The sequence below is a fragment of the Azoarcus indigens genome, assembly GCF_004361735.1.
Classification (GTDB): domain Bacteria; phylum Pseudomonadota; class Gammaproteobacteria; order Burkholderiales; family Rhodocyclaceae; genus Azoarcus; species Azoarcus indigens.
This window is the reverse complement of the sequence record NZ_SNVV01000014.1, coordinates 106,809-130,397: the sequence shown is the minus strand read 5'-3', so window position 1 is coordinate 130,397 and position 23,589 is coordinate 106,809. Positions and strand designations below refer to the sequence as shown.

Here is a 23,589-nt window from a genome sequence, read left to right as displayed (position 1 = left end):
GTGGCACTGGTGATCGGCGCCAACGACGTGGTCAATCCGGTGGCGCGCACCGACAAGAGCAGCCCGATCTACGGCATGCCCATCCTGAACGTGGACATGGCGCAGAACGTGATCGTGGTGAAGCGCGGCAAGGGCGCGGGCTACTCGGGGATCGAGAATGCGCTGTTCTACAAGGACAACTGCCGAATGCTCTACGGCAGCGCGCAGCAGGCGATTGCCGAGGTCATTACGCATGTGAAGGCGCTGGAGGGGTAAGCGCGCAGGCGGGCCCGGGAGACCGGGCTGGCTGCGGGCGCAAGCGCCTGAGCGGCCCTGTTCCCGATTGGGAACAGGGCCGTTTTGTTTTCTGCGGGTGAGGGCGTTGCGCTGCGGCTCAGCCCGCCTTGCCCGGCCTGTCAGCACGCAGGTGGTCCAGCAGCTGCCGCGCATGGGCCGGCAGCGCGGCGGCGTCGCGCACGCACAGCAGCAGCCGACGCATCGCCCAGGCGTCGCTCAGCGGCACGCAGCGTATGGCCATGGCGCGGCGGCAGCGGCGGGCGGAGGTCTCCGGCACGATGGCGATGCCGACGCCGCTCTCGGCCATGCGGCAGATGGCGTCGAAGCTGCGCAGCCGCACCCGGTAGCGCAGCCGCCGGCCGGCCTGGGCGGCATGGCCGGCGAGGTAGGCGTTGAGGGCGGCGTCGCCGGCGAGGCCGACGAAGTCGTGCGCCAGGGTGTCGGCGAAGGCGACCCGGCGCAGGCCGGCGAGCGGATGAGTCTTGCCGGTGACGACCACCAGGCGGTCGTCGTGGAAGGGGTAGCGCTGCAGCCCGGCGGCATCGGCGGCGTCGGAGATGATGCCGAGGTCGGCGCTGCCGTCCAGCACCGCCGGCACGATCTCGTGGCTGAGGCGCTCTTCCAGGTCGATGTCGATGTTGGGCTGGGCGGCGAGGAAGCGCGCCAGCGCCTGCGGCAGGAACTCGCTCAGCGCGGCGGTGTTGCATAGCAGCCGCACATGGCCCTTGAGGCCGCGGGCGTACTCCCCCAGCTCGCCGCGCATGCATTCGATCTGTTGCATCACGCAACGGGCGTGGTGGCCGAGGGCGATGCCGGCCGGCGTTGGCCGCACGCCGCGGCGGTCGCGTAGCAGCAGGGCCACGCCCAGCGCGTCTTCCATGTTCTTCAGCCGGGCGCTGGCGGAGGCCAGCGACAGATGGGCGCGGTTGCCGCCGGCGGTGATGCTGCCGGCTTCCAGCACATGAAGGAAGAGCTTGAGGTCGCTCAGGTCGAAGCGCATGGCGGGCTTTCCGTGGCAGGGAGCGGGGAAGGCCGCATGGTGCCATGAGCGGCGGCGTTCAGCCTTCGTTCCGGCCGAAGGCTGGCCGCGGCGATTCCGCATTCCGGGTCGGCGGGCGGCGCGGGCATGATGGCTCTATGGAACTCAATTCGCCGCTGCTGCTGTGCTTCATCGCCTTCGTCTTCGCCCTCGCCGGGCTGGTGAAGGGCGTCATCGGCCTGGGCCTGCCGACGGTTGCGGTGGGCCTGCTGGGGCTGGTGATGCTGCCCTCGCAGGCGGTGGTCTTCCTGCTCGCGCCCTCGCTGCTGACCAATGTGCTGCAGCTGGCCACCGGCCCGGCGCCGTGGGCGGCGCTATACCGCTTCCGCTGGTTGTCGGTGGGCATCTTCGCCGGCACCTGGGCGGGCATCGCCTGGCTGCCCGGCGCGGATGCGCCCTGGGCGGGCAAGGCGCTGGGGCTGGCGCTGGTGCTGTACGGGTTGGTCGGCCTGGCCGGGCGCAATCTGCATGTTCCTCCGGCGCTGGAGCAGAAGCTGGCGCTGCCGGTGGGCGTGGCGACCGGGCTGGTGAGTGCGCTCACCGGGGTGTTCGTGCTGCCGGCGGTGCCTTATCTGCAGGGGCTGGGGCTGCAGCGGGAGCAATTGGTGGAGGCGCTGGGGGTGTCCTTCACCGTGTCCACCGTGGCGCTGCTGCTGGGTCTGGGCGCAGGCGGGTTGATGGGGGCGGAGGAGGCGGGCGTGTCGCTGCTGGCGCTGTTCCCGGCGCTGGGCGGGATGATGCTGGGGCAGTATTTGCGCCAGCGCCTGGCGCCGGCGTTGTTCCGCCGGCTGTTCTTCTGGGGGCTGCTGGCACTGGGCGGCTACCTGCTGCTGCGCGCTGGGTTCTAGGCGCCGCGCTTCAGCGCGCGGCGGTTTCGCTGCGGGCGACGCGCTCCGGGCCGCTGTGGGTCAGCTGCGCCAGCAGGGCGCGCGGATCCTCGGTGATCTCCCGACCGTCGTGGTAGAGCAGGGCGACGCTGAGCGGGCCGTCGCCGACGGCGCGGGCGGCGATGTTGTCCGGGCTGATGGTGACGCGGCCGAACACGCGGGCGGTGGGCCATTGCATGTCGCCGTAGGCGAGGTAGACCAGCTTGGAGCAGAACACCCGCTTGGTGGTCTCGGCGTCGAAGTTGAAGTCGTAGGCCTTGCCGACCTGGCGCAGCGCCTGCAGCACGACGCTGGCGCGCTCGGCCTCGCTCAGCTGTTCGCCGCGCAGCACCGCCAGGTCGTCGATGTTGAGGAAGGCGGCGATGGGGTTCATCTCCACGCCGGAGCGCAGCGCTTCGACGACGCCGTGGCCGGCGCGTATCTCCGCCTGGTAGGCCTGCACCACCGGGTGTTCCCAGATGCCGAGCTGGCGCAGTTCGGCTTCGTTGCCTATCCAGATGGCGGCGTGGCCCCAGTGGCCGGGGATGAAGGTGTCGGTGAGGCGGAAGGGCGTCTTCTCCAGCAGGATGTCGCCGGCGCGCAGCTGCCGGCTGACCTGCGCCAGCACCTCCGGTCGTTTGTCCAGCTTGCCGCGACGGGTTTCGATCAGACCTATGGTGTTGCCGAACAGCAGGCTGGAGAGGTTCACGCCCTCGCTGCGCAGGCTGGTGAGCGCATCGTTGGCGGCCAGTCGCAGCAGGCCGACATGGGTGCCGAACTCCTGCAGCGGGCTGCTGCGGCGCACCAGTTGGTAGGAGGGGCTCTGTGCTATCAGGCGCTGCAGGTAGGCGCTGCCTTCGATGTTGTCGGTATCCGCCATCGCCGCATTGCGTTCGTACCACTCCAGGCCGCGGCGCACCCGCTGGCGATAGGCCGGCGAGGAGAAGGCGCTGGTGATGCGGTCCAGTTCGTTGTGGTCGATGTCGAAGCCGCTGTCGCGCCGGTTCAGGTGCTGTCGCAGCGCGGTGTCGTCGTGGTACAGCGAGATGGCCGACAGGTAGTTGTCGTACAGCGTGAGCGCGGCGGCCAGCGACATCAGGATGCCGGCGCGGCGTACGGCGCGGGCGTCGGCGGCGGCCGCATCTTCCTCGCCATCCAGCCAGCACTCATGGGCGAAGGCCACCTGCAGCAGAGCCTTGCGCTGGGCCAGCAGGGCGGCGGCGCCGCTGTTGAGGCGCTGCAGGTCGTGGCCGTTCAGGGCCTCTCGCCGGGCGGTCTTGGCGTCCAGCTCGTGGTACAGGCGGATGGCTTGCGCCCGCAGGCTCAACGCTTCTTCCGACAGTTGCTGGTAGTCCGCCAGGGTTTGCGTCATCGCCGCGCGATCCAGCCCCGCTGCCGGGGCGCTGCAGCTGGAGAGCTTGAGCGCCAGCGGATCCAGGCCGGGGACGTCCGCCGCGGTGCTGCGGCTGCCCTCTCCCGAGCTGGCACAACCCTGCGCGAGGCTGAGCAGGGCGGCAATGACGGTGGCGGTGAGCAGTCGGCGGGGCGTTTGAGCGGGCATGGCGGCGAGGGGCGGAAGCGTTGCGGGGAACGGCCGGGGTGATGCGCATGGCGTCCTCGCATGTCTCCCGGCTAGGTGCATGGCATCGCAGGGCGGGATCTTAGGCGCGCGCCGGAGCGGGGGCAAATCCACGCTGCCGGCCGGGCTCGCGGGATGCCGCGCGCAGTGCTCTCGCGCCGGGCGGCTTGTCGACCGCGACTTGTTTGGAGTCGCACATGAAAAGCTGTGGTCTAGCCGACAAGTTGCGCTTGATGAAATTTAGATATTTCTTTATTTTCAATGGGATGGTGGCGGAAAGTGCACTGGCACGCCCCTTGCGGAAGTCCTGCCGTACGACTTCGCTAAAGGGGATCGACAATGGAACTCCCGGTTATCAGCAATTCCGCGCCCGAGGCCTCGGGTGGCGGGTGCAGCTCCAGCGGCTGTGGCACTGCGCCCGATGCCCTGGGCCACCTGCCGGATCACATCCGCAGCAAAGTGCAGGACCATCCCTGTTATTCCGAAGAGGCTCACCACTACTTCGCCCGCATGCATGTGGCGGTGGCCCCGGCCTGTAACATCCAGTGCAACTACTGCAACCGCAAGTACGACTGCTCCAACGAATCCCGCCCGGGCGTGGTGTCCGAGGTGATGAGCCCGGAGCAGGCGGTGAAGAAGACGCTGGCGGTTGCCGCCGCGATTCCGCAGATGACGGTGCTCGGCATCGCCGGACCCGGAGACCCCCTCGCCAACCCGGAACGTACTTTCGAGACCTTCCGCCGCCTCTCCGAAGAAGCGCCGGACATCAAGCTGTGCGTGTCCACCAATGGCCTTTCGTTGCCGCAGAGCGTGGATGAACTGGCCAAGCACAACATCGACCACGTCACCATCACCATCAACACGGTCGACCCGGAGATCGGCGCCAAGATCTACCCGTGGATCTTCTGGGAGAACAAGCGCATCTTCGGCGTCGAGGGCGCGAAGATCCTGATCGAGCAGCAGCAGAAGGGCCTGGAGATGCTGACCTCGCGCGGCATCCTGGTGAAGGTCAACTCGGTGATGATCCCGGGCGTGAATGACGAGCACCTGAAGGAAGTCTCCAAGATCGTCAAGGCCAAGGGCGCCTTCCTGCACAACGTGATGCCGCTGATCGCCGAAGCCGAGCATGGCACCTACTACGGCATCATGGGCCAGCGCGAACCGACGCCGCTGGAACTCGAGGCCCTGCAGGATTCCTGCTCCGGCGACATGTCGATGATGCGTCACTGCCGCCAGTGCCGCGCCGACGCGGTCGGCCTGCTGGGCGAGGATCGCGGCGAGGAGTTCACCCTCGACAAGATCGACGAGATGGAAGTCGATTACGCCACCGCCATGGTGGAGCGCGCCAAGGTCCACCAGGCGATCACCTCCGAGCTGGAAATGAAGCGCGCCCTCAAGGCCGCGCCCAAGTTCGAGGCGGAGGCCGCCGACAAGCCCGCCACCCGTCCCATCCGCATCGCCATCGCCAGCAAGGGCGGCGGCGTGATCAACGAGCACTTCGGCCACGCCCACGAGTTCCTGGTGTACGAGGTCGACAGCGCTGGCCACCGCTTCCTCGGCCATCGCAAGTGCACCGCTTACTGCATGGGCGACGAGTCCTGTGGCGACGGCGAGACGGTACTCGGCCAGATCATCAAGAGCCTGGAAGGGGTGGAAGTGCTGCTGGCCAGCAAGATCGGCTTCGAGCCCTGGGCCGACCTGGAGAAGGCCGGCATCCAACCCAACGGCGAGCATGCGATGGAGCCGATCGAAGAGGCGATCCGCGCGGTGTACGACGAGTTGGCGGCCGCCGGCAAGCTGGATCAGCCGGCCGCCGCCAAGGCCGCGGCCTGAGTGCGCCGACCCCCGCGGCGCGGGCCGCGGGGGCTTTCTCCCCCTAGCTATCCGAGAGGCAGCAAATGGCACTCGAAATCACCGAAGTCTGTGTGGGCTGCTACGCCTGTGAGCCGCTCTGTCCGAATGAGGCGATCAGCGCCGGCAACCCGGTCTTCACCATCGATCCGAACAAGTGCACCGAATGCCTGGGCGACTACGACAAGCCCCAGTGCGCCGAGATCTGTCCGATCGAGGCGGCCATCGTCGACGAGATCGGCGATCCGCTGAACCCGCTGGGCTCGCTGACCGGCATCCCGCTGCATCTCATCGAGGAATACAACACCACCGGCACCGTGGTGCGTAGCTGACCCCCGGCGCGCGATTCGCGCGCCTTCGCATCCCCGCGGGTGAGCGCACACCCGCGGCAACCGAAAGGAGGCTGTCGTGACGACGACTGTGCCTATCCGCTTCTGGTGGAAGCCCGGCTGTGCCACCAATACCCGCCAGATCCGCCTGCTGCAGGCGGCCGGCTGCGAGGTCGAAGTCCGCGACCTACTGACCGAGCCGTGGACGCCCGCCCGCCTGGCCGGCTTCCTCGGCCGCCGGCCTGTGGCCGAATGGTTCAACCCGGCCGCTCCGGCGGTGAAGTCCGGCGCGGTGGTGCCGCCCGCCTTCACGCCGGAGGCGGCGCTGGAGCGCCTGGCGGCGGAGCCGCTGTTGATCCGCCGGCCGCTGATGGAGATCGGCAACGCCCGTGCCAGCGGCTTCGACACCGCCTGGCTGGCGGCCCAAGGTGTGGCCCTGGCCGAAGGCCCGGCGCCGGAGGGCTGCGCCCACGGTGACGCGCCCGCCGCCTACTGTCCGCCGCCAGCGGCGGTGCAGGCATGAGCCTGGCGGATGCCGTCATCCCCGGCAGGCCGGTGGCGGTCGCCCCCGGTGTGCATTGGGTGGGCGCGCTCGACCCCGAGATGCGCCAGTTCGACATCATCCTGCGCACCGCCAACGGCACCAGCTACAACGCCTACGCGGTGCGCGGCCACAACGGCGTGGCGGTGATAGACACGGTGAAGGAGGACTTCGCCGGCGATTTCTTCGCCCGTCTGTGGGCCTGCTGCAAGCCGGAAGAGATCCGCGCCATCGTCCTCAATCACCTGGAGCCGGACCACTCCGGTGCGCTGCCGGAGTTGCTGGCCGCCGCGCCGCAGGCGCCGCTGTACATCTCGCGGCCGGCGCTGGGCATGCTCAAGGGCCTGCTCAAGGATGGCCTGGACCCAGCGCGCATCGTCGCCGTCACCGACGACACCCGGGTCGAACTGGGCGGGCGCAGCCTGCGCTTCCTGCCCACGCCTTACCTGCACTGGCCGGACACCCAATGCACCTGGGTGGAAGAGGACGGTCTGCTGTTTTCCGGCGACGTCTTCGGCTGCCATTTCTGCGATGCCCGCCTGTTCAACGACCGTGCCGGTGATTTCCGCTTCTCCTTCGATTACTACTACCAGCACATCATGCGGCCCTTCCGCGAGTTCGTGCTGCAGGCGCTGGGGCTGATCGAGCCGCTCCCCATCCGCCTGATCGCCCCCGCCCACGGCCCGGTGCTGCGCGACCACCCGCAGACCTATGTGCGCCGCTACCGCCAACTGGCCGAACCGCTGCTCGCCAACGAGGCCGCCGGCCGCGCCAAGACCCTGCTGGTGTTCTACATCAGCGCCTACGGCAACACCGCGCGCATGGCGCAGGCGGTGCGCGACGGCGCCGAGGGCGTGGATGGCGTGCGGGTATCGCTGTACGACCTGGTCGGCGGCGAGCCGGGCCCCTTTGCGGATCTCATCGAAGAAGCGGATGGCCTGCTGTTCGGCTCGCCGACCATCAACGGCGACGCGGTCAAGCCGGTGTGGGACCTGCTCTCCTCGCTCACCCTGGTCAAGGTCAAGGGCAAGCTCGGCGGCGCCTTCGGCTCCTATGGCTGGAGCGGCGAGGCGGTCGGCCTGATCGAGGACCGCCTGCGCGGGCTCAAGCTGCGGGTGCCGCGATCCGGCGTGAAGGTGAAGCTCATCCCCACCGCTGAGGAACTGGCCGAGTGCGCCGCCTTCGGCCGCGACCTGGCCGAGCAACTGGTGGGCCGTGCCGGCCCCCGCCATATCGATTTCACCGCGCCCCAGGCGCTTTCTGCTTAGGAGTCATTCCATGCCCAAGGCCCAGGTCACCTTCGAAGACATCGAAGTCACCGTCACCGTGCCCGCAGGTACCCGTCTCATCGAAGTCTCGGAAAAGGTCGGCGCCGGCATCACCTACGGCTGCCGGGAAGGCGAGTGCGGCACCTGCATGATGAAGATCGTCGGCGGCAGCGAGAACCTCGCCAACCCCTCGGTGCTGGAAGACAAGGTGCTGAAGGAGAACTTCGCCGGCATCGGCAACCGCCTCGCCTGTCAGGCCCAGGTGCTGGGCGGCCACGTCGTAGTGCGGCCGGGCTGAACCCCAGACCCTGACAGAGAGATTCACCATTCACCAGGAGTTCAACCATGCCGAACGTGATGTTTTCCAGCCCCATCCACAGGGACAAGACGGTGTATGCCGTCGCCGGCTCCCACACCCAGACCATCCTCAAGATTGCAAAGGAGAACCACATCCCCATCGATTTCTCCTGTGAGGACGGCGAGTGCGCAACCTGTCTGATCAAGGTCACCGTGCTGTCGAAGAAAGGCGCGATGGCCGGCCCGCTGACCGACAAGGAAGTGCAGGTGCTGAAGGAGCACAAGAAGATCTCCGACGCGGAGATCGAGAAGATGCGGGTGGAGGATGTGCCCACCACCCCCTGGAGACTGGCCTGTCAGCTCGTCCTGCGGGACGAGGATCTGCTGGTCGAATACTGACCGAAGCGGCCGCGCCCGTTTCGGCGGACGCGGCCCCGATTCCGATGAGGAGTTCCGCCATGCTCGCTCCACTCAGCCACCGTCCTTCGCCGGCGCGCGTTGCCCTGCATGCGCATCTCATGCGCCATGCCGCCGGCACGCCGAACGACGAGTTTCTCGCCCACCTGATCGCCGGCTGGACGCTGGGCGACGGCGTGCTGCCGTCCGACCTCGGCCTCGGCGCTGCGCGCTTCGCCCGCCTGATGGCGCGCCACTTCCCCGGCCTCGCCTGGCAGCCCAAGACCGACTTCGGCCCGGCGCTCACGCTCTACCCGGAGTTCGAGGATCTGGTGCGCTTCATCGGCTGCCATGCCGACGACGTGGCCGAGAGCGCGGACGACATGGCCATCGTGCTCGCCACTGGCTGCATGGGCTCCGACCACCTGTGGCAGGACCTCGGCCTGCCGTCGCGGCGCGAGCTGTCGCAGCTCATCGCCATCAACTTCCCGGAACTGGCGGCGGCCAACACCCGCGACATGAAGTGGAAGAAATTCCTCTACCGCGAGTTGTGCCAGCGCGAAGGCATCTACGTCTGCACCTCGCCTTCTTGCGAAGCCTGTGTGGACTTCGCTGCCTGTTTCGGCCCGGAAGAGTAAGGCCGCGCCGACGATGACGCCCGGCTTCGTGCCCGATCCCGCGGTGCTGCTGGATCGCGCCTGCGGTGCCATGCTGGGCCTGGCGATAGGCGACGCGCTGGGCGCCACGGTGGAGTTCATGACGCCGCGCGAGATCGCCGCGCAGTACGGCGTGCACGACCGCATCCGCGGCGGCGGCTGGCTGCGCCTGCCGGCGGGCGAGGTGACCGACGACACCACCATGACCTTCGCCCTGGCCGAAGCCTGGCTGGCAGCCGGCGCCGAGCCGGACGCTGCCGCCTGTGCCCGCGCCTTCGACGGCTGGATGCGCGCCAAGCCGGTGGACATCGGCAATACCGTGCGCCGCGGCATCCTGCGCTGGCGCAAGTACGGCAGCGCCGAGGCGCCGCAGTCTGAAGACGCCGGCAACGGCGCAGCCATGCGCTGCCTGCCGGTGGCGCTGGCGCTGTATGGCGCGCCCGAGGAGGACATCGTTGCCGCGGCGGACCGCCAGGGGCGCGTCACCCACCATAACCCGCTCACCGACGCCGCCACCCGCAGCGTGGTGCGCATGGTGCAGGCGGCCATGGGCGGTGGCGGCATCGGCGCGGTGATCGCCGAAGCCCACGCCCTGGTCGCCGAGCAGCCGGCTTTCGTCTTCCGCGACCGTCGCTGCGAGAACCCCAGCGGCTACATCGTCGATACCCTGCGCGCGGTGTTCCAGGCCATGGACGGCAACGATGGCTTCGAGGCGGTGCTGGTGGACATCGTCAACCGCGGCGGCGACGCCGATACCACAGGCGCCATCGCCGGCATGGTGATGGGGGCACTGTGCGGGGAGACCGGCTTGCCGCGACACTTGCGCCAAGCGGTGAAGGCTGCGGTGCGGGGAAAGTGCGTGCGCCTGGCGACCGAACTGCTGGCGCTGTCGCCGGGTTATCGGGCGCGCCTGGCGGAGGACGCGGTGCTGGCGGATTGAGGCAGGCGAAGCCGCAGCATGGCGGCCGTTGCCGGAAATGCCCGCCACCAGCGCGCCGGCCTCCGTCTATCCTCAGTTGATCTGTTCGTCGCGCCAGTAACGGCGGCCGCCGGCGGCCACGCCCGCCGCCAGGCCGGCGCGGGTCATCGGGTAGATGGCGATGGGATCGCGCAGGGCCTCGGTGATCTCGCTGGCGAGGCCGCGATCGCTCACCCTGAGGGTAGCGTTCGCAGTGCCGGCGATCTGCCAGCCGGACTCGACGAAACGCTGTATGGTCTCGCGGTCGCGGAAGACCAGCACCTCACGGTAGTCCTTGATGCCGATGTCCAGCCCGGCGCTAGCCTGGCCCATGTTCATGTACACCACCTCTCCGCTGGCATTGTCCCGCACCATGCCGCGGGCGCCGGCGCCGCCCAGCAGCAGCGAGACGCCGAAGCCGGAGAAGCAGCCGTAGCCGGCGGAGCGGGCGACGATGGTGCGGGCGGTCGGGCGTGCGGCATATAGGGTGGACAGGGCTTCATCGCACATGCGGTGGATCTCCGCCCGTTGCTGTGCGGCCTCGTCTGCCGCCTGCGCCGTGGGGGACGCGGTGGCGAGGAGGAGCAGGGCCAGGGTGGTGCGACTACGCGGGAACATCGCAAACTCCATCTCTCTGCAGGGAATCAACGGTCGTTGTTGTTGCGCGCCTCCGGGCGGTTCCCGGGATTGGGCCGGCCGCCGCCGTCGCCGCGGCCTTCGCGATCGCCGCGGGGCGGGCCGCCGTGCGTCTCTTCTCTCTGTGCGGCGGGCGGTGGGCCGGCGCGACGCTCCTGCGCACCCGCTTCGGGTCTGCCGCCCTCGCGCGGCGGGCCGCCATTGCCACGTTCGACGCCCTGCGGATGGCCGTTTCGGCCATAGCCGGGGGTGAAGCCGGCAGCGGGGCGGAAATCCGGCCCCGGCGTCGGCCGCGCTTCGGGCGGGCGGGTGGCCGTGACGCGGCGGTCCGGGCCACGGCGATCTTCCTGCCGGGCGCCTTCTGATCCGCGGCCGGGGCGCTCCGACAGGTTGGCGCCATGGCCGCCAAAGGCAGGGCCGGGATCGGGGCGGGCACGTTCCCGGCGGTCGTCGTTGCCCCGGCCGCGTTCTTCGGCTGGCCGGCGCTCTTCGCCCGGACGGGCGGTTTCCAGCCTGCGCCCCGGTTGCGGAGCATCGTTGCGGCGGAATTCGTCGTTGCCGCGGTTGCGGCGCTCCTCGTTGCCGTCAGGGCTGCCGAAGCCGCCCCGCTCACGGAACATCTCCTGAGCGCGCTCGCGCTGCGCCTGGCGCGAATCGTCGGCGCGGGCTGCGGACCGCCAGCCTTCCCCCGGCCGAGGAGGCTGCTTGTCGGGGCGCAAGCCCGGCGCGCCGTCCGGGCGATTGTCGCGGCGTCCGTCGGGGCGGGCGGTGCCGCCGAAACCGGGCGCGGGCATGAAACGGTCGCGCTCCTTCAGGTCTCGGTAGGCCACGCCACCGCGATGGGCCGGGTCGTGCGTCCAGGGGCGGCGGTCATAGGCGGGGGGCAGCGGGTGGGCGCGGTAGAGGCGGTTGTAGCGTGGCACGTCGATGAGCACATAGCGGCGATGCCAGTCGCTATGGCTCCACAGTGCGTCGGTGATGAAAACGCCGACGCCGAAGCCGATGCCGCCGTAAAACTGCAGAGACATTCCGTAACGAGGCGGCGGAGCGAAATGGTAGGGCGGGAAGGCCGGCCACCACCACGGGCCGAACACCACCACCGGGTCGTATACCGGCACGTAGACCACCGTGGGCCGCACGCTCTCGATGACGATGACCTCGCGCCGGACGCCATTGGCAGGGCCGTTTTCGACGATGACGCGCTGTCGGGTATTACTCACCAGTTTGCCGCTGCGGCGGGCCTGCAGGCGCAGGTATTGCACCCTGTCCATGACCAGTCCGGGTTCGGCGAGGAAGGCGTCGCCCAGCTCCTGCACCCAGTCGGGCTGGCTTTCCAGCGTGGCCAGTACCTGGGGGAAGGCGACCAGCGACTGCACGCTGGGATCCCAGTCATAGCGCGACACTGCGCGTACCGCTTCGTCGCCGCTGAGTTCGGGATTGGCGCGCGACCAGCCGGCGGCTTCGATCACGTCGGCGGGGTAGGTGGATGCCATCAGGATTTGATTGAGCAGCGCATCCGGGTAGAGCGCGATGGGCGCCAGCAGTTGGTCCATCCGCGCGAGGCGGTCCTCATCCTGCTGGGCGTGGGCGGTCATCAGCAGACAGAGGGTGACGAGCAGGCCGCGGGCAACGTCACGTAGGAAGCGACGCATGGTGCTTCTCCGCCAGAAAGGCTGTTCTCGGGAAAGCCAGCATAGGCGGCCACTTTCCGCATTGATAGCGCTTGCGGCTCTCAGTATGTGACCGGCTGTAAAGCGTGTTTCAAGGATTTCCGCGGGTTTTCAGGGGCGTTGGCGCAAGTTGCGCACCGTCGGGGAACGGACCTGGGTGCGAGGGCGAGCCGCGCTGCCCCGCCACGCAAGCGCGGGTGGGCGGAGGCGCTCCGGGAGCTCCAGCTTAGAGGAGGACGCGCGACCTCCCTGAGGAAATCCCCACAGGGTTTGGTGTCAGGGCGGAGCGACGGCTTCGCATCCTGGCCTTCTTGCAACAGCCACGGCGCGGCATTCATGCCTTCGGGATGAAGGTTGTGCTGCGGCTCGCGGGGGGCTGCCGGTCGGGGAGCGCCGGAGGCGGCGTTGCCGACCGGCAGGCGCCGAGGCCGGGTGGATGCTTCCGCCCTGGCGTTTCAGCGTGTGCCGATCTGTTTCAGGTGTGCGGCCAGCGCCGAGTCCATGGTCGCCAGATGGAGGTTGAACCAGTCGCGCAGATTCTCGCGCACATAGGCACGGGCCATGCGCATGCGTCCGGCCTGCACGCTGCGGTTGAACTGGCGCAGCTCCATCAGTACCCGCTGGTGCTCGCCGATGTGTTCGCCGATGGCGCTGAAGCGGGTGGCCTTCATGGTGGCGTCTTCGGCGGAGAAGTGGCTGCGGGTATGGTCCAGGAGCGTGGCGAACAGGGCGGGGAAGGCGTTGTCGTCGGCGGTGGCGAGGCGGTCGGCGAGTTCGATGAATTCGCGGTGGGTGTGGTCCATTTCCGCCACGCCGAGGGCGTGGCGGGCGTCGTCCCAGACAAAGATGCTCATCGGGTTACGCTCGGGCGGCGGCGCTCAGGCGGCCTCGGCCAGCGGCAGGCCGGCCAGTTCGCGCACGTCGGCGTCGATGACGGTGAGGCCGAGGCGGGCGCAGAAGCGCTTCTCCTTGTCGTTGGCGCCCGGAATCAGCGCCCAGCCGGCAGGTTGCGCGGCGCTGAAGATGATGTCGGAAAGCAGCATGCGCTGGGTGTCGCGGTTCAGGCGGATGCCGGCGACCAAGTACTTGAGGCCGACGCGGCGCTGCTTGAGGAAGCCGGGGATGGCGAAGCCGCCCATCAGCTCGGTGATGTAGTCGACGAAGTCGGCATCCGAGGCGATCCAGTTGCCTTCGGGCCACGGGCTGCCACAGGGCTTGAATAGGATGGGCGCGGCCGGGTCGATCTCGCTCTCGTCCACCGCGGCGCTGTACTTCTCGCCATCGTGTTTGTAGAGCTTGTAGCGGTAGGCGGTGCCGGCGATGCGGGCAACGCCGGCGATGAGGGTGTGCGGCCGGTTGGCGTAGAGCTTCTGCAGGCCGGTGTCGCGGTTGATGTCGACGATGTAGGGCAGCTTCTGCTCGGCCAGCCAGCGGTGCAGCGAGGCTTCCGACCAGCTGTTGTCGCCATAGGTCTGCTCCAGCCAGCGGTTGACCGCGCTGCGGCCGCGCTTGAGTTCAACGTTCATGGCCGCGCGGGGGAACTCGTACATCAGGCGCGGTGCCATCGGCTGGCCGTTGTTGAGGGAGTAGATGAGTTCGTCGCTGGTGGCCGGAATCTTGCGGCCGTCGCCCGCGTGGGTGACGTCGGCGAGCGCGTCGGCGCCGATGAAGGGGACGACTTCGCCTGCGGCGAGGCCGGCCCGGATCTGATCGAAGACAGCGTTCATGGGAGTTTCCTTGTCGAGGTCGGGCGAAGCGGTCTGGGCCGCTCCGGACTGTGAAACCGCAAGAACGATGCCATTGGCGCGCTGGGGCACGCGGCTGCCGCAGTGGCGCGCAACGCACAGAAGCGCGGCTGTGGCTGCCGCGGGATGCCAGCGGTTGATGTCGGCGTGCCGTGGCGCAGTTGTCGGCTTTGCGACAGCGGGCGGCAGGCAAGGCAGTTCAGGCCAGTTGTTCGACCATCACCACGCCGCCTATCACCAGGTACTCGTCCTCGCCCTGCAGCCGGCCAGGCAGCAGGCGGGTGAAGGCGAGCACCTTTTCCAGCGGGATGGCGCAGGCGACGATGCGGTCGCCGAACTCGTCCGCCCGCTCGCGGTTGCTGGAGAAGGAGCTGAGGTTGTTCAGCGCCACCAATGAGCGGCCGTGCTCCAGCCGGACCAGCGGCTCCATCACCTGCTGGCCGGAGAAGCCGCGGTAGAGCGTGAGGTGGCTATGGCCGGGCAGGCGGCGGCGGAGTTCGTATTGCGCCCAGGCGTAGAGCAGGTCGACCTGGGCTTCCAGCGCGCCGGTGCCATAGAGGCCGCCGGCCGCTTCCCGGTCGAAGGCGGTGCGGGCGGGGGTGTCGTCGCCCTCCAGCCTGCGGCGGTGGAAGGTGGCGAGCAGGCCGAAGCGCGATTCCACCCAGGCTTTCAACACCGCGCCCTCGCGCCCCTCCGAATCGAACAGCCAGCCGCGCAGCAGCCTCAGGTAATCCAGCCGGCTGCGGTCCATGCGGGCGTTGTCCGACAGCCCCTGGGCGGGGGCGTCGTCCAGCAGGAAATGCGCATTCATATAGGACTGGAAGCGCTGTGCCCTTTCCTCGGTGTCGGCGCTGTCGTCCAGCTGTCGGAACAGCGATTGGTGCAGCGGCAGGACGCCATCCAGTTCCAGGGCCTGGGGGCCGAGCTGGAAGGCCAGGCTGGCCAAGGCTTCGGGCGGCAGATTGCAGCGGTTCACCCGCCTGCGGCGGCCCGCCGGGACGCTGAGGCGCAGTTGCTCGGCGGTAGGCTCGAAAGGGATGTTGTTGGCCTTACAAAGGGTGGGGGCATTGTCGGAACAACGACGCCCTTCGCTGCTTGAAACCCCCGCAGACGCCTTTGTCGGATGAAATTTTTCTTCTTTGAAAACAGTCATTTGTTTCTGCTTTGTGCGACTGGCACGGCGATTGCCATGTAGTGGCTGTGGGCGCCGGGGAATGTCCTTCCGGGCCCAGGACACCCGGACGTTTTTTCTTCAACGAGGAGAGTTTTAACATGGCAAAGCTGCGTCAATGCGCCATTTATGGCAAGGGCGGTATCGGCAAGTCGACCACCACCCAGAACCTGGTTGCGGCCCTGGCCGAAGCCGGCAAGAAGGTCATGATCGTCGGTTGCGATCCCAAGGCCGACTCCACCCGTCTGATCCTGCACAGCAAGGCCCAGACCACCGTGATGCACCTGGCCGCTGAAGCCGGCTCGGTGGAAGACCTCGAACTCGACGACGTCCTGTCCGTCGGCTTCGGTGGTGTGAAGTGCGTCGAGTCCGGTGGCCCGGAACCCGGCGTCGGCTGCGCCGGCCGTGGCGTTATCACCGCCATCAACTTCCTGGAAGAAGAAGGCGCCTACGACGAAGACCTCGACTTCGTGTTCTACGACGTGCTCGGCGACGTGGTTTGTGGTGGCTTCGCGATGCCGATTCGCGAAAACAAGGCCCAGGAAATCTACATCGTCTGCTCCGGCGAAATGATGGCCATGTACGCGGCCAACAACATCGCCAAGGGCATCGTGAAGTACGCCAACTCCGGTGGCGTGCGCCTGGGCGGCCTGATCTGCAACAGCCGTAACACCGACCGCGAAGACGAACTGATCATGGCCCTGGCCGCCGCCATGGGCACCCAGATGATCCACTTCGTGCCGCGTGACAACGCTGTGCAGCACGCCGAAATCCGCCGCATGACCGTCATCGAGTACGACCCCACCCACAAGCAGGCCGATCAGTACCGCCAACTGGCGATGAAGGTGCTGAACAACACCAAGCTCGTCATCCCGACCCCGATCGAGATGGAAGAGCTGGAACAGCTGCTGATGGAGTTCGGCATCATGGAACAGGAAGACGAGTCCATCGTCGGCCAGACCGCTGCCCAGCTGAACGCCGGCGCCGCTGCCTGATCGGCTTCGCTGCAGAAAGTCTCAATCGAGTGAATCCGGGCGGGGCCTGCCGCGCCCGGACTTGAATCCTGTCTTGAGTGCCGTGCACAGATTGGTGCCGGCATGAAAAGGAGAAGCAAGATGTCGAACCTGACCCGCGAAGAAACCGACGCCCTCATCCAGGAGGTGCTGGAGGTTTATCCCGAGAAGGCGAAGAAGGACCGCGCCAAGCACCTGGCGGTCAATGACCAGAGCGTCACCCAGTCCAAGAAGTGCATCACCTCCAACCGTAAGTCGCTGCCCGGCGTGATGACCATCCGCGGCTGCGCCTACGCGGGTTCCCGCGGCGTGGTGTGGGGTCCGGTCAAGGACATGATCCACATCTCCCACGGTCCGGTTGGCTGTGGCCAATACTCCCGTGGCGGCCGCCGCAACTACTACGTGGGCACCACCGGCGTTAACACCTTCGCCGAAATCAACTTCACGTCCGACTTCCAGGAGAAGGACATCGTCTTCGGCGGCGACAAGAAGCTGGCCAAGGCGATGGAAGAGATCGAAGGCCTGTTCCCGCTGAACAAGGGCATCTCGGTACAGTCCGAGTGCCCGATCGGCCTGATCGGCGACGACATCGAAGCCGTGTCCAAGAAGGCTGCCGCCCAGTACAACAAGGTTGTCGTGCCGGTCCGCTGCGAAGGCTTCCGTGGCGTGTCCCAGTCCCTGGGCCACCACATCGCCAACGACGCCATCCGTGACTACGTGCTGTCCAACCGCGACGGCAAGGAGTTCGAAGGCACCCCGTACGACGTCACCATCATCGGCGACTACAACATCGGCGGCGACGCCTGGGCTTCCCGTATCTTCCTGGAAGAGATGGGCCTGCGCGTGATCGCCCAGTGGTCCGGCGACGGCACCATCGCCGAAATGGAAAACACCCCGAAGGCCAAGCTGAACCTTCTCCACTGCTACCGCTCGATGAACTACATCAGCCGGCACATGGAAGAGAAGTACGGCATTCCCTGGATGGAATACAACTTCTTCGGCCCGACCAAGATCGAAGAATCCCTGCGCCGCATCGCCGCCTTCTTCGACGACAAGATCAAGGAAGGTGCCGAGCGCGTCATCGCCAAGTACAAGCCGATGATGCAAGCCGTCGTCGACAAGTACAAGCCGCGTCTCCAGGGCAAGCGCGTCATGCTGTACATCGGTGGCCTGCGTCCGCGTCACGTCATCGGCGCGTACGAAGACCTCGGCATGGAAGTCGTGGGCACGGGTTATGAGTTCGCCCACAACGACGACTACGACCGCACCATCCAGGAAATGGGCAATGCGACCCTGCTGTACGACGACGTCACCGGCTTCGAGCTGGAAGAGTTCGTCAAGCGCATCAAGCCCGACCTCGTCGGTTCCGGCATCAAGGAAAAGTACATCTACCAAAAGATGGGCATCCCTTTCCGCCAGATGCACAGCTGGGACTACTCCGGTCCGTATCACGGTTATGACGGTTTCGCGATCTTCGCCCGCGACATGGACATGACCCTGAACAACCCGTGCTGGGGCAAGCAGACCCCGCCGTGGAAGAAGACCGAAGCGACCGAGGAAGTGAAGGCTGCCGCCTGATCACCTCTTGGATGAACCCCATGCGCCGTCCTGGCGCGTGGGGTACCGAATGCACTCGCACCCGTGTCCACAGATTGGTGGCCGGGTCTAGGAGCCTTAAATGCAGACCGTAGACGATATCAAGCCGTGCTACCCCTTGTTCCGCGACGACGACTACAAGGCCAACCTGAAGAACAAACAGGACCTGTACGAAGAGCGCGTTCCGGCGGACAAGGTTGATGAAACCTTCCAGTGGACCACGTCCAAGGAATACCAGGAACTCAACTTCAAGCGTGAAGCGATCACCATCAACCCCGCCAAGGCCTGCCAGCCGCTGGGTGCGGTGCTGTGCTCGCTGGGTTTCAAGAACACCATGCCGTATGTGCACGGTTCGCAAGGGTGTGTCGCCTACTTCCGCACCTACTTCAACCGTCACTTCAAGGAGCCGGTTTCCTGCGTGTCCGACTCCATGACGGAAGATGCGGCGGTGTTCGGCGGTCAGAAGAACATGTTCGACGGCCTGGAGAACGCCAAGGCGATCTACAAGCCGGACATCATCGCCGTCTCCACCACCTGCATGGCCGAGGTGATCGGTGACGACCTGAACGCCTTCATCAACAACGCCAAGAAGGCCGAGCACATCCCGCAGGATTACCCGGTCCCCTTCGCGCACACCCCGTCCTTCGTCGGTAGCCACACCACCGGCTGGGACAACATGTTCGAAGGCTTCCAACGCTTCTTCACGCTGAACAAGATGGAAGGCAAGGTGGTTGGCAGCAACGGCAAGATCAACTTCGTGCCGGGCTTCGAGACCTACCTGGGCAACTATCGCGTCATCAAGCGCATGATGAAGCAGATGGATGTCAGCTTCACGCTGCTGTCCGACCCGAGCGAAGTGCTGGATACGCCGTCCGACGGCGAGTTCCGCATGTACTCCGGTGGTACCACCCAGGAAGAGATCTCCGATGCGCCCAATGCGCTGACCACGATCTTCACCCAGCCGTGGCAGTCGGACAAATCGAAGAAGTTCGCCGAAACCGTGTGGAACCACGACGTTCCCAAGCTCAACATTCCGATGGGCCTGGACTGGACCGACGAGTTCCTGATGAAGATCTCCGAGATCACCGGCAAGGCGATTCCGGAAGAGCTGGCGGTGGAGCGCGGTCGCCTGGTCGACATGATGCAGGACTCCCACACCTGGCTGCATGGCAAGAAGTTCGCGCTGTACGGCGACCCCGACTTCGTCATCGGCATGGTCAAGTTCCTGCTGGAACTGGGGGCGGAGCCGATCCACATCCTGTCCAACAACGCCAGCAAGCGTTGGAGCAAGGCTGTGCAGAAGATCCTCGACAGCTACCCGCAAGGCGCCGCCTGCAAGATTTACGCGGGCAACGACCTGTGGCACATGCGCTCGCTGTGCTTCACCGAGAAGCCGGATTTCCTCATCGGCAATTCCTACGGCAAGTACATCCAGCGCGACACGCTGTACAAGGGCAAGCAGTTCGAGGTTCCGCTGATCCGCCTCGGCTTCCCGATCTTCGACCGTCACCACCTGCACCGCATGACCACCCTGGGCTACGAAGGCGCGATGTATGTGCTGACCACCCTGGTGAATGCCGTCCTCGAGCGTCTGGACGACGAAACCCGCGGCATGGGCACCACCGACTACAACTACGACCTGGTTCGTTGAGTCGGCTTGGCCCGGCGCCCCGCCTCAGGGCGGCGGTGCCGGGCGCCACGGTTTCCTTCCCTCCGGGGAAGGAGGCCGCTTTTCGCTTTCCGCGTTGCAGATCGCCGTGTTCGGACCTCGCCGAGCGGCACATTCACCCAGGAGTTCCGTTGTGGCCAACATCATGATTCGGAAGAACGACCAAGGCGGGCTGGTGTTCTATCTGCCGAAGCGCGACCTCGAAGACAACATCTCTTCCATCGAATTCGACTCGCCCGAGAAGTGGGGCGGGGAAATCAAACTCGCCAACGGCGGCAGCTACTACATCGAACCACAGGTGCCACCGGAGCGGCTGCCGGTGACGATCCGCGCCAAGCGCCTGGATGCGCCGGACTGAGCGTCCGCGGTATCAGGGTTTGTGCAGGGTTTTCGCTATTTCATCCTGCCGCCTCGCTGAGGAAGGGCGCATGGCATGGAGGCCATGCGTTCATGCCTGACGGAAGGCGGCCTTTCGGCAGCGGATGGGCCAGGTGCCCGCCGCCGCCAACCCCGGCAGCGGCGGCCTGCCGCCGGGCCGGCAACGAGGGCAGGCTGACCCTCCAGCAATGAACGCATTCCGATGAGGCTCGTCATGAACGCCACTTCCAGTACGGCCGGCTCGCCGCTTGGCAGTCCGGTGTCCCGAGAGGCCGCCCTGCGCATCGCGCTGGCGGCGCGCGCCCTGCCCGGTGTGGACATCCCCGCTTTCGTCCGCGCGCTGGGCGACCGCCTCGGCCTGCCGGTTACCGACGACAAGCTGGCGCGGGTCACCGTCGCCGACATCAAGACCATGCTGCAGGGCGATGAAATCGTCGATCCCGGCGTGGACGGCGAAGCCCTGAAGACCGCGGTGCGCTACCTGTGGGGTGAAGGCGTGGAAGATGGCTTGCCCAAGCTGGATGCCGACGTCCCCGACGCCGCCGGCATGCTTCGGGTCGCGGTTGCCTCCAATTCCGGCGAACTGCTGGATGGCCACTTCGGCTCCTGTGCCCGCTTCCTGATCTATCTGATCTCCGAGAGGGGCCTGTGGCTGGCCGAGATCCGCTCCACCCTTTCCTGCGATGAGGCAGAGGATCGCAACGCCGCCCGGGCCGAACTGATCGCCGATTGTCACCTTGCCTACATGCAGTCCATCGGCGGCCCCGCGGCGGCCAAGGTGGTGCGCGCTGGCGTGCATCCGGTGAAATTCCCGGTAGGCGGAAATGCCCGCGAGGCCCTGACCCAGCTGCAGGGCACGCTGAAGCGTCCGCCGCCTTGGCTGGCGAAGGTGCTGGGCGTACAAACGCGCAGCCTGCAGTACGACGCCAGCGAGGAGGCCGAGGCATGATCAGCGACAACGTGATCAAGGATGCCGCCGAGGTCGTCGGCCGGCTGGGCTGCGGCGATGTGGCGGTGGAGACCATGCGTCGCCAGTGGCCAGCGCTGCGTTTTGCCGCCTGTTCCGACGACGACGTGCCGCCCCGCCTCAAGCCGGCCTTCGAAGGCAGCGGTTTCAACTTCTACTACATCGGCAGCGGCGACCACTGCCTGACGCTGACCAAGGATGCGGACAGCGCGATGGGCTTGGTTGTCGCCGAGGTGACCGAGGACGACTGAAGCGGGGCGCACGCCGGATACGGGCGGGCGCGGAGCAGGCTGCCCTGGTGGTTGCACCCCCGAGGCCTGCCGGCTCTCTTCACCGCCGCGCCTTCGCAGTGTTTCGCCGGCCTCAAATGAAAATCCCCCACGGTTCTCGCCGCGGGGGATTTTTCCTTTCAGGAACCAGATCCGCCCGCAACTCAGGTTTGCGGGCGGATCTGGTTCCTGCCGCCGGGTCAGGCCGCCGATTCAACCCAGAGGTGTTGCGCCACCGCGTGTTCGATGGCGATCTCGACGTGGTCGCACAGCACTACCGTGAGTGGATGCTGCTGCAGCACCTTGAGCTTATGCGGCACCGACAGGCCATAGGCGTGCAGTTGCTCGCGCTGCAGCGGGTCGATGTCGTCGCCAAACTCGGCGAGGCGGACTTCACGGCCTACCGGCGTACCGAGCAGGCGGATGCGTTCTTGCTGACTCATGGCGCTCACATGAAGAGGTGCAGGACGTGGTTGAGGACACCGCCGACGAAGAAGGCGGTGGGCATGATGATGGCGAGCATGATGGCCGCGGTGCGCATGCCCCGTTCCTTCACGATCATCATCACGCTGGCGATGCAGGGCACGAAAAGGGTGATGGTCACCATGCCGACCACGGCCTGGATCATGGTCAGTTCGCTGCTCAGGGCGAACAGGCCGGTGGCGCCGAAGTCGCGGCGCAGGAAGCCCATGACGAAGGCAGCGCTGGCTTCGGGCGGCAGGCCCAACCAGCCGGACACCAGCGGCTCGCCAGCCTTGATGATCCAGGGCAGCACGCCGGCGCGGTCAAGGATGAACATCAGCAATGTGCCGATCAGGAACAGCGGGATCACTTCCACCAGGTACCACTTCAGGCGGCCGCCGGTCTTCTTCAGCACATTGCCCAGTACCGGCATGCGCATCGGCGGCAGCTCGGTCACCAGGGGGATGCGGCGGCCCTTGACCAGCTTGCCGGCGAGGAAACCGGCGGTCAGCAGGACCAGCAGCATGCAGCCGGCCCAGATCAGCGTGGCGTTGAAGGAGATGCCGCCGAGCAGGCCGAACACCACGCCCAGCTGCGCGGAACACGGAATCGCCAGTGCCATCAGGAAGATGGTGATCAGGCGCTCGCGCGGCGTCTGCAGGATGCGGGTGGTCAGCGTCGCCATGGTGACGCAGCCCAGGCCCAGCACCATGGGTAGCACCGCGCGGCCGTTGAGGCCGATGGCGGCGAACATGCGGTTGGCGATGACCGAGAGGCGGGAGAAGTAGCCGGAATCCTCCAGCACGCCGAAGGCGAGGAAGAAGGTGGTGACGATGGGCAGGATCAGCGCCAGGGCGTAGGTCATGCCCATGGTCCACAAGCCGTATTCGCCCACCAGCAGGTCGGCGATCCAGGGGATGGTGACGTAGTGCTGGACGAAGTCGGTCATCGCCGGGTTGAGCACGCCGCCGAAGAAGTCCTCCTCCAGCAGGCCGACCAGCGTGCCGGCGCCGAAGTCGCCGACGAAGAGATAGACCACGTACAGCACCGCCAGCAGGAGGGGCCAGCCCCACACCGGGTGCACCGCCAGCTGGCCGACCCGCATTGCCATCGAGCGGTCCTTGCCGGCGGCCTGCTTGGACACGGTGCGGGCCAGCGCTTCGGCGGCGCGGCCGCGTTCGCGGGCGAGCAGGGCGGCGAGCGGCTCCTTGCGGCCGGCGGCGGTATCGGTAATCAGCTTGCGGATCTCGGCCGCGCCAGCGCCGGCCTTCTCGTCCAGCCAGGCACTGACTTCGGGGTCGTGGCCCAGCAGCAGGATGGCGAGGCCGCGCGCCGCCAGGCGCGGATGCGGCGCATGGCGGGCGATGAGTGCAGTCACCGCCTGGACGGCGCGCTCGGTCTCGTCGTCGTAGCGCAGCAAGGGGGCGGGCGGAGCGGCATGCTTGAGCGCATCGGTCAGCGGCACGACACCTTCGCCGCCGGTGGCGATGGTAGCGATCACCGGAATGCCCAGGCTTTCCGCCAGCGCAGCAGTGTCCACAGTCACGCCGCGGGCATTGGCCTCGTCGGCCATGTTCAGCGCCAGCACCATGGGTATGCCCAATTCGGCCAGCAGCGCGGTGAGATTCAGCGTGCGGCGAAGGTTCTTGGCGTCGCCCACCTGAATGAGGGTGCGCATGTCTTCGTGCAACAGAGCGCGCATGGTGGCGCGTTCGTCGTCGCTGCGGGCGGGGAGGGAGAGCACCCCGGGGGTATCCAGCAGCGATGCGTCGCGGTCGAAACGCGGCGCGGCCCGAGACACCTCCACCGTGGTGCCGGGGTAATTGGAGACGTTGACGTAAGTGCCTGTAAGGCGGTGGAACAGAACTGATTTACCGACGTTCGGATGGCCAACCAGAGCCAGCGTGCGGGCTGTGGCGTCCAGTGTTGCGCTAGGGGTCATGAGCGGGCAGGAAGG

General features: G+C 67.0%; 26 protein-coding genes. 16 read left to right on the top strand and 10 right to left on the bottom strand.

Features of this window, described 5'->3' with window-relative positions; all coding sequences use genetic code 11:
* Nucleotides 1-255 (top strand): NAD(P)(+) transhydrogenase (Re/Si-specific) subunit beta (locus tag C7389_RS16275; RefSeq protein WP_162851762.1); only part of this gene is annotated, 255 nt, incomplete at its 5' end.
* Between the two features lie 118 nt (nt 256-373).
* Here C7389_RS16275 and C7389_RS16270 read toward each other — a convergent pair.
* Complete coding sequence (locus tag C7389_RS16270; protein ID WP_133593375.1) at nt 374-1,276, bottom strand: LysR substrate-binding domain-containing protein; 903 nt, start codon at nt 1,274-1,276, stop codon at nt 374-376.
* 137 nt (nt 1,277-1,413) lie between these two features.
* Here C7389_RS16270 and C7389_RS16265 point away from each other — a divergent pair, with 137 nt between their 5' ends.
* Nucleotides 1,414-2,163, top strand: a complete 750-nt coding sequence (locus C7389_RS16265) for a sulfite exporter TauE/SafE family protein (protein WP_133593373.1) — start codon at nt 1,414-1,416, stop codon at nt 2,161-2,163.
* Nucleotides 2,164-2,173: 10 nt separating this feature from the next.
* Here C7389_RS16265 and C7389_RS16260 read toward each other — a convergent pair whose 3' ends face one another.
* Nucleotides 2,174-3,742, bottom strand: a complete 1,569-nt coding sequence (locus tag C7389_RS16260; RefSeq protein ID WP_162851761.1) for a YiiX/YebB-like N1pC/P60 family cysteine hydrolase — start codon at nt 3,740-3,742, stop codon at nt 2,174-2,176.
* 100 nt (nt 3,743-3,842) lie between these two features.
* A complete protein-coding gene (locus tag C7389_RS16255; protein ID WP_133593370.1) occupies nt 3,843-4,100 on the bottom strand; it encodes a hypothetical protein in 258 nt (85 codons plus the stop codon).
* On the opposite strand from C7389_RS16255, the gene nifB reads away from it, so the two are divergent.
* The 8 genes from nifB to C7389_RS16215 all read left to right on the top strand — a co-directional run bounded on the left by nifB (nt 4,100) and on the right by C7389_RS16215 (nt 10,038).
* Entirely contained in the window at nt 4,100-5,593 is a 1,494-nt protein-coding gene (gene nifB, locus C7389_RS16250; protein ID WP_133593368.1) for a nitrogenase cofactor biosynthesis protein NifB, read from the top strand. The two genes, C7389_RS16255 and nifB, sit on opposite strands and share 1 nt — an antisense overlap.
* 65 nt (nt 5,594-5,658) lie before the next feature.
* On the top strand, nt 5,659-5,943 hold the full coding sequence (locus tag C7389_RS16245) for a YfhL family 4Fe-4S dicluster ferredoxin (protein ID WP_133593366.1): 285 nt from the start codon (nt 5,659-5,661) through the stop codon (nt 5,941-5,943).
* 76 nt (nt 5,944-6,019) lie between these two features.
* Nucleotides 6,020-6,463: a thioredoxin domain-containing protein gene (locus C7389_RS16240; protein ID WP_246034811.1), complete on the top strand. Its 444-nt coding sequence runs from the start codon at nt 6,020-6,022 to the stop codon at nt 6,461-6,463.
* Nucleotides 6,460-7,749, top strand: a complete 1,290-nt coding sequence (locus C7389_RS16235; RefSeq protein ID WP_133593364.1) for an FprA family A-type flavoprotein — start codon at nt 6,460-6,462, stop codon at nt 7,747-7,749. The genes C7389_RS16240 and C7389_RS16235 overlap by 4 nt, the downstream gene beginning before the upstream one ends.
* A gap of 10 nt (nt 7,750-7,759) precedes the next feature.
* A complete protein-coding gene (locus C7389_RS16230) occupies nt 7,760-8,047 on the top strand; it encodes a 2Fe-2S iron-sulfur cluster-binding protein (protein ID WP_133593362.1) in 288 nt (95 codons plus the stop codon).
* A 47-nt stretch (nt 8,048-8,094) separates the two neighbouring features.
* Complete coding sequence (locus C7389_RS16225) at nt 8,095-8,445, top strand: 2Fe-2S iron-sulfur cluster-binding protein (protein WP_133593360.1); 351 nt, start codon at nt 8,095-8,097, stop codon at nt 8,443-8,445.
* Between the two features lie 59 nt (nt 8,446-8,504).
* Nucleotides 8,505-9,080, top strand: a complete 576-nt coding sequence (locus C7389_RS16220; RefSeq protein WP_133593358.1) for a nitrogen fixation protein NifQ — start codon at nt 8,505-8,507, stop codon at nt 9,078-9,080.
* Nucleotides 9,081-9,093: 13 nt separating this feature from the next.
* Nucleotides 9,094-10,038, top strand: coding sequence for an ADP-ribosylglycohydrolase family protein (locus C7389_RS16215; RefSeq protein WP_133593356.1), 945 nt, complete (start codon nt 9,094-9,096; stop codon nt 10,036-10,038).
* A gap of 72 nt (nt 10,039-10,110) precedes the next feature.
* Here C7389_RS16215 and C7389_RS16210 read toward each other — a convergent pair whose 3' ends face one another.
* From C7389_RS16210 to C7389_RS16190, 5 genes are all read right to left on the bottom strand, one after another.
* Nucleotides 10,111-10,674 carry a lipid-binding SYLF domain-containing protein gene (locus C7389_RS16210; RefSeq protein ID WP_133593354.1) on the bottom strand — a complete coding sequence of 188 codons (564 nt, stop codon included), beginning with the start codon at nt 10,672-10,674 and terminating at the stop codon, nt 10,111-10,113.
* 26 nt (nt 10,675-10,700) lie between these two features.
* Nucleotides 10,701-12,344: a DUF3300 domain-containing protein gene (locus C7389_RS16205; RefSeq protein WP_133593352.1), complete on the bottom strand. Its 1,644-nt coding sequence runs from the start codon at nt 12,342-12,344 to the stop codon at nt 10,701-10,703.
* Between the two features lie 473 nt (nt 12,345-12,817).
* Nucleotides 12,818-13,216 (bottom strand): bacteriohemerythrin, encoded by a 399-nt coding sequence (locus C7389_RS16200; RefSeq protein ID WP_133593350.1) that lies wholly within the window; start codon nt 13,214-13,216, stop codon nt 12,818-12,820.
* Between the two features lie 24 nt (nt 13,217-13,240).
* Nucleotides 13,241-14,089 carry an SIR2 family protein gene (locus C7389_RS16195; protein WP_133593348.1) on the bottom strand — a complete coding sequence of 283 codons (849 nt, stop codon included), beginning with the start codon at nt 14,087-14,089 and terminating at the stop codon, nt 13,241-13,243.
* 217 nt (nt 14,090-14,306) lie between these two features.
* Nucleotides 14,307-15,083: an NAD(+)--dinitrogen-reductase ADP-D-ribosyltransferase gene (locus C7389_RS16190; protein WP_211168506.1), complete on the bottom strand. Its 777-nt coding sequence runs from the start codon at nt 15,081-15,083 to the stop codon at nt 14,307-14,309.
* Between the two features lie 296 nt (nt 15,084-15,379).
* Here C7389_RS16190 and nifH point away from each other — a divergent pair, with 296 nt between their 5' ends.
* From nifH to C7389_RS16160, 6 genes are all read left to right on the top strand, one after another.
* On the top strand, nt 15,380-16,273 hold the full coding sequence (gene nifH / locus C7389_RS16185; RefSeq protein WP_133593344.1) for a nitrogenase iron protein: 894 nt from the start codon (nt 15,380-15,382) through the stop codon (nt 16,271-16,273).
* Between the two features lie 120 nt (nt 16,274-16,393).
* Nucleotides 16,394-17,869 carry a nitrogenase molybdenum-iron protein alpha chain gene (nifD, locus tag C7389_RS16180; protein ID WP_133593342.1) on the top strand — a complete coding sequence of 492 codons (1,476 nt, stop codon included), beginning with the start codon at nt 16,394-16,396 and terminating at the stop codon, nt 17,867-17,869.
* Nucleotides 17,870-17,969: 100 nt separating this feature from the next.
* Nucleotides 17,970-19,538, top strand: a complete 1,569-nt coding sequence (nifK, locus tag C7389_RS16175) for a nitrogenase molybdenum-iron protein subunit beta (protein WP_133593340.1) — start codon at nt 17,970-17,972, stop codon at nt 19,536-19,538.
* 163 nt (nt 19,539-19,701) lie between these two features.
* Nucleotides 19,702-19,914 carry a putative nitrogen fixation protein NifT gene (gene nifT, locus C7389_RS16170; protein WP_211165944.1) on the top strand — a complete coding sequence of 71 codons (213 nt, stop codon included), beginning with the start codon at nt 19,702-19,704 and terminating at the stop codon, nt 19,912-19,914.
* 234 nt (nt 19,915-20,148) lie between these two features.
* Entirely contained in the window at nt 20,149-20,883 is a 735-nt protein-coding gene (locus C7389_RS16165) for a dinitrogenase iron-molybdenum cofactor biosynthesis protein (protein WP_133593336.1), read from the top strand.
* The gene (locus C7389_RS16160) at nt 20,880-21,152 is read left to right on the top strand and encodes a DUF6129 family protein (protein WP_133593334.1); all 273 of its coding nucleotides are present in this window, start codon (nt 20,880-20,882) and stop codon (nt 21,150-21,152) included. Before C7389_RS16165 ends, C7389_RS16160 begins: the two co-directional genes overlap by 4 nt.
* Nucleotides 21,153-21,370: 218 nt before the next feature.
* Here the strand turns inward: C7389_RS16160 and C7389_RS16155 are convergent, their stop codons facing one another.
* Together C7389_RS16155 and feoB are read right to left on the bottom strand one after the other, a co-directional pair.
* The gene (locus tag C7389_RS16155; protein WP_133593332.1) at nt 21,371-21,613 is read right to left on the bottom strand and encodes a ferrous iron transport protein A; all 243 of its coding nucleotides are present in this window, start codon (nt 21,611-21,613) and stop codon (nt 21,371-21,373) included.
* A gap of 5 nt (nt 21,614-21,618) precedes the next feature.
* Nucleotides 21,619-23,574 carry a ferrous iron transport protein B gene (gene feoB / locus C7389_RS16150; protein WP_133593330.1) on the bottom strand — a complete coding sequence of 652 codons (1,956 nt, stop codon included), beginning with the start codon at nt 23,572-23,574 and terminating at the stop codon, nt 21,619-21,621.
* Nucleotides 23,575-23,589 lie beyond the last annotated feature (15 nt).

Bases quoted from the DNA above. Each gene is read 5' to 3' on its own strand.
- C7389_RS16270 (WP_133593375.1), bottom strand. From the start codon at position 1,276: ATGCGCTTCGACCTGAGCGACCTCAAGCTCTTCCTTCATGTGCTGGAA.
- C7389_RS16265 (WP_133593373.1), top strand. From the start codon at position 1,414: ATGGAACTCAATTCGCCGCTGCTGCTGTGCTTCATCGCCTTCGTCTTC.
- C7389_RS16260 (WP_162851761.1), bottom strand. From the start codon at position 3,742: ATGCCCGCTCAAACGCCCCGCCGACTGCTCACCGCCACCGTCATTGCC.
- nifB (WP_133593368.1), top strand. From the start codon at position 4,100: ATGGAACTCCCGGTTATCAGCAATTCCGCGCCCGAGGCCTCGGGTGGC.
- C7389_RS16245 (WP_133593366.1), top strand. From the start codon at position 5,659: ATGGCACTCGAAATCACCGAAGTCTGTGTGGGCTGCTACGCCTGTGAG.
- C7389_RS16235 (WP_133593364.1), top strand. From the start codon at position 6,460: ATGAGCCTGGCGGATGCCGTCATCCCCGGCAGGCCGGTGGCGGTCGCC.
- C7389_RS16230 (WP_133593362.1), top strand. From the start codon at position 7,760: ATGCCCAAGGCCCAGGTCACCTTCGAAGACATCGAAGTCACCGTCACC.
- C7389_RS16225 (WP_133593360.1), top strand. From the start codon at position 8,095: ATGCCGAACGTGATGTTTTCCAGCCCCATCCACAGGGACAAGACGGTG.
- C7389_RS16220 (WP_133593358.1), top strand. From the start codon at position 8,505: ATGCTCGCTCCACTCAGCCACCGTCCTTCGCCGGCGCGCGTTGCCCTG.
- C7389_RS16215 (WP_133593356.1), top strand. From the start codon at position 9,094: ATGACGCCCGGCTTCGTGCCCGATCCCGCGGTGCTGCTGGATCGCGCC.
- C7389_RS16210 (WP_133593354.1), bottom strand. From the start codon at position 10,674: ATGTTCCCGCGTAGTCGCACCACCCTGGCCCTGCTCCTCCTCGCCACC.
- C7389_RS16205 (WP_133593352.1), bottom strand. From the start codon at position 12,344: ATGCGTCGCTTCCTACGTGACGTTGCCCGCGGCCTGCTCGTCACCCTC.
- C7389_RS16200 (WP_133593350.1), bottom strand. From the start codon at position 13,216: ATGAGCATCTTTGTCTGGGACGACGCCCGCCACGCCCTCGGCGTGGCG.
- C7389_RS16195 (WP_133593348.1), bottom strand. From the start codon at position 14,089: ATGAACGCTGTCTTCGATCAGATCCGGGCCGGCCTCGCCGCAGGCGAA.
- nifH (WP_133593344.1), top strand. From the start codon at position 15,380: ATGGCAAAGCTGCGTCAATGCGCCATTTATGGCAAGGGCGGTATCGGC.
- nifD (WP_133593342.1), top strand. From the start codon at position 16,394: ATGTCGAACCTGACCCGCGAAGAAACCGACGCCCTCATCCAGGAGGTG.
- nifK (WP_133593340.1), top strand. From the start codon at position 17,970: ATGCAGACCGTAGACGATATCAAGCCGTGCTACCCCTTGTTCCGCGAC.
- nifT (WP_211165944.1), top strand. From the start codon at position 19,702: ATGATTCGGAAGAACGACCAAGGCGGGCTGGTGTTCTATCTGCCGAAG.
- C7389_RS16165 (WP_133593336.1), top strand. From the start codon at position 20,149: ATGAACGCCACTTCCAGTACGGCCGGCTCGCCGCTTGGCAGTCCGGTG.
- C7389_RS16160 (WP_133593334.1), top strand. From the start codon at position 20,880: ATGATCAGCGACAACGTGATCAAGGATGCCGCCGAGGTCGTCGGCCGG.
- C7389_RS16155 (WP_133593332.1), bottom strand. From the start codon at position 21,613: ATGAGTCAGCAAGAACGCATCCGCCTGCTCGGTACGCCGGTAGGCCGT.
- feoB (WP_133593330.1), bottom strand. From the start codon at position 23,574: ATGACCCCTAGCGCAACACTGGACGCCACAGCCCGCACGCTGGCTCTG.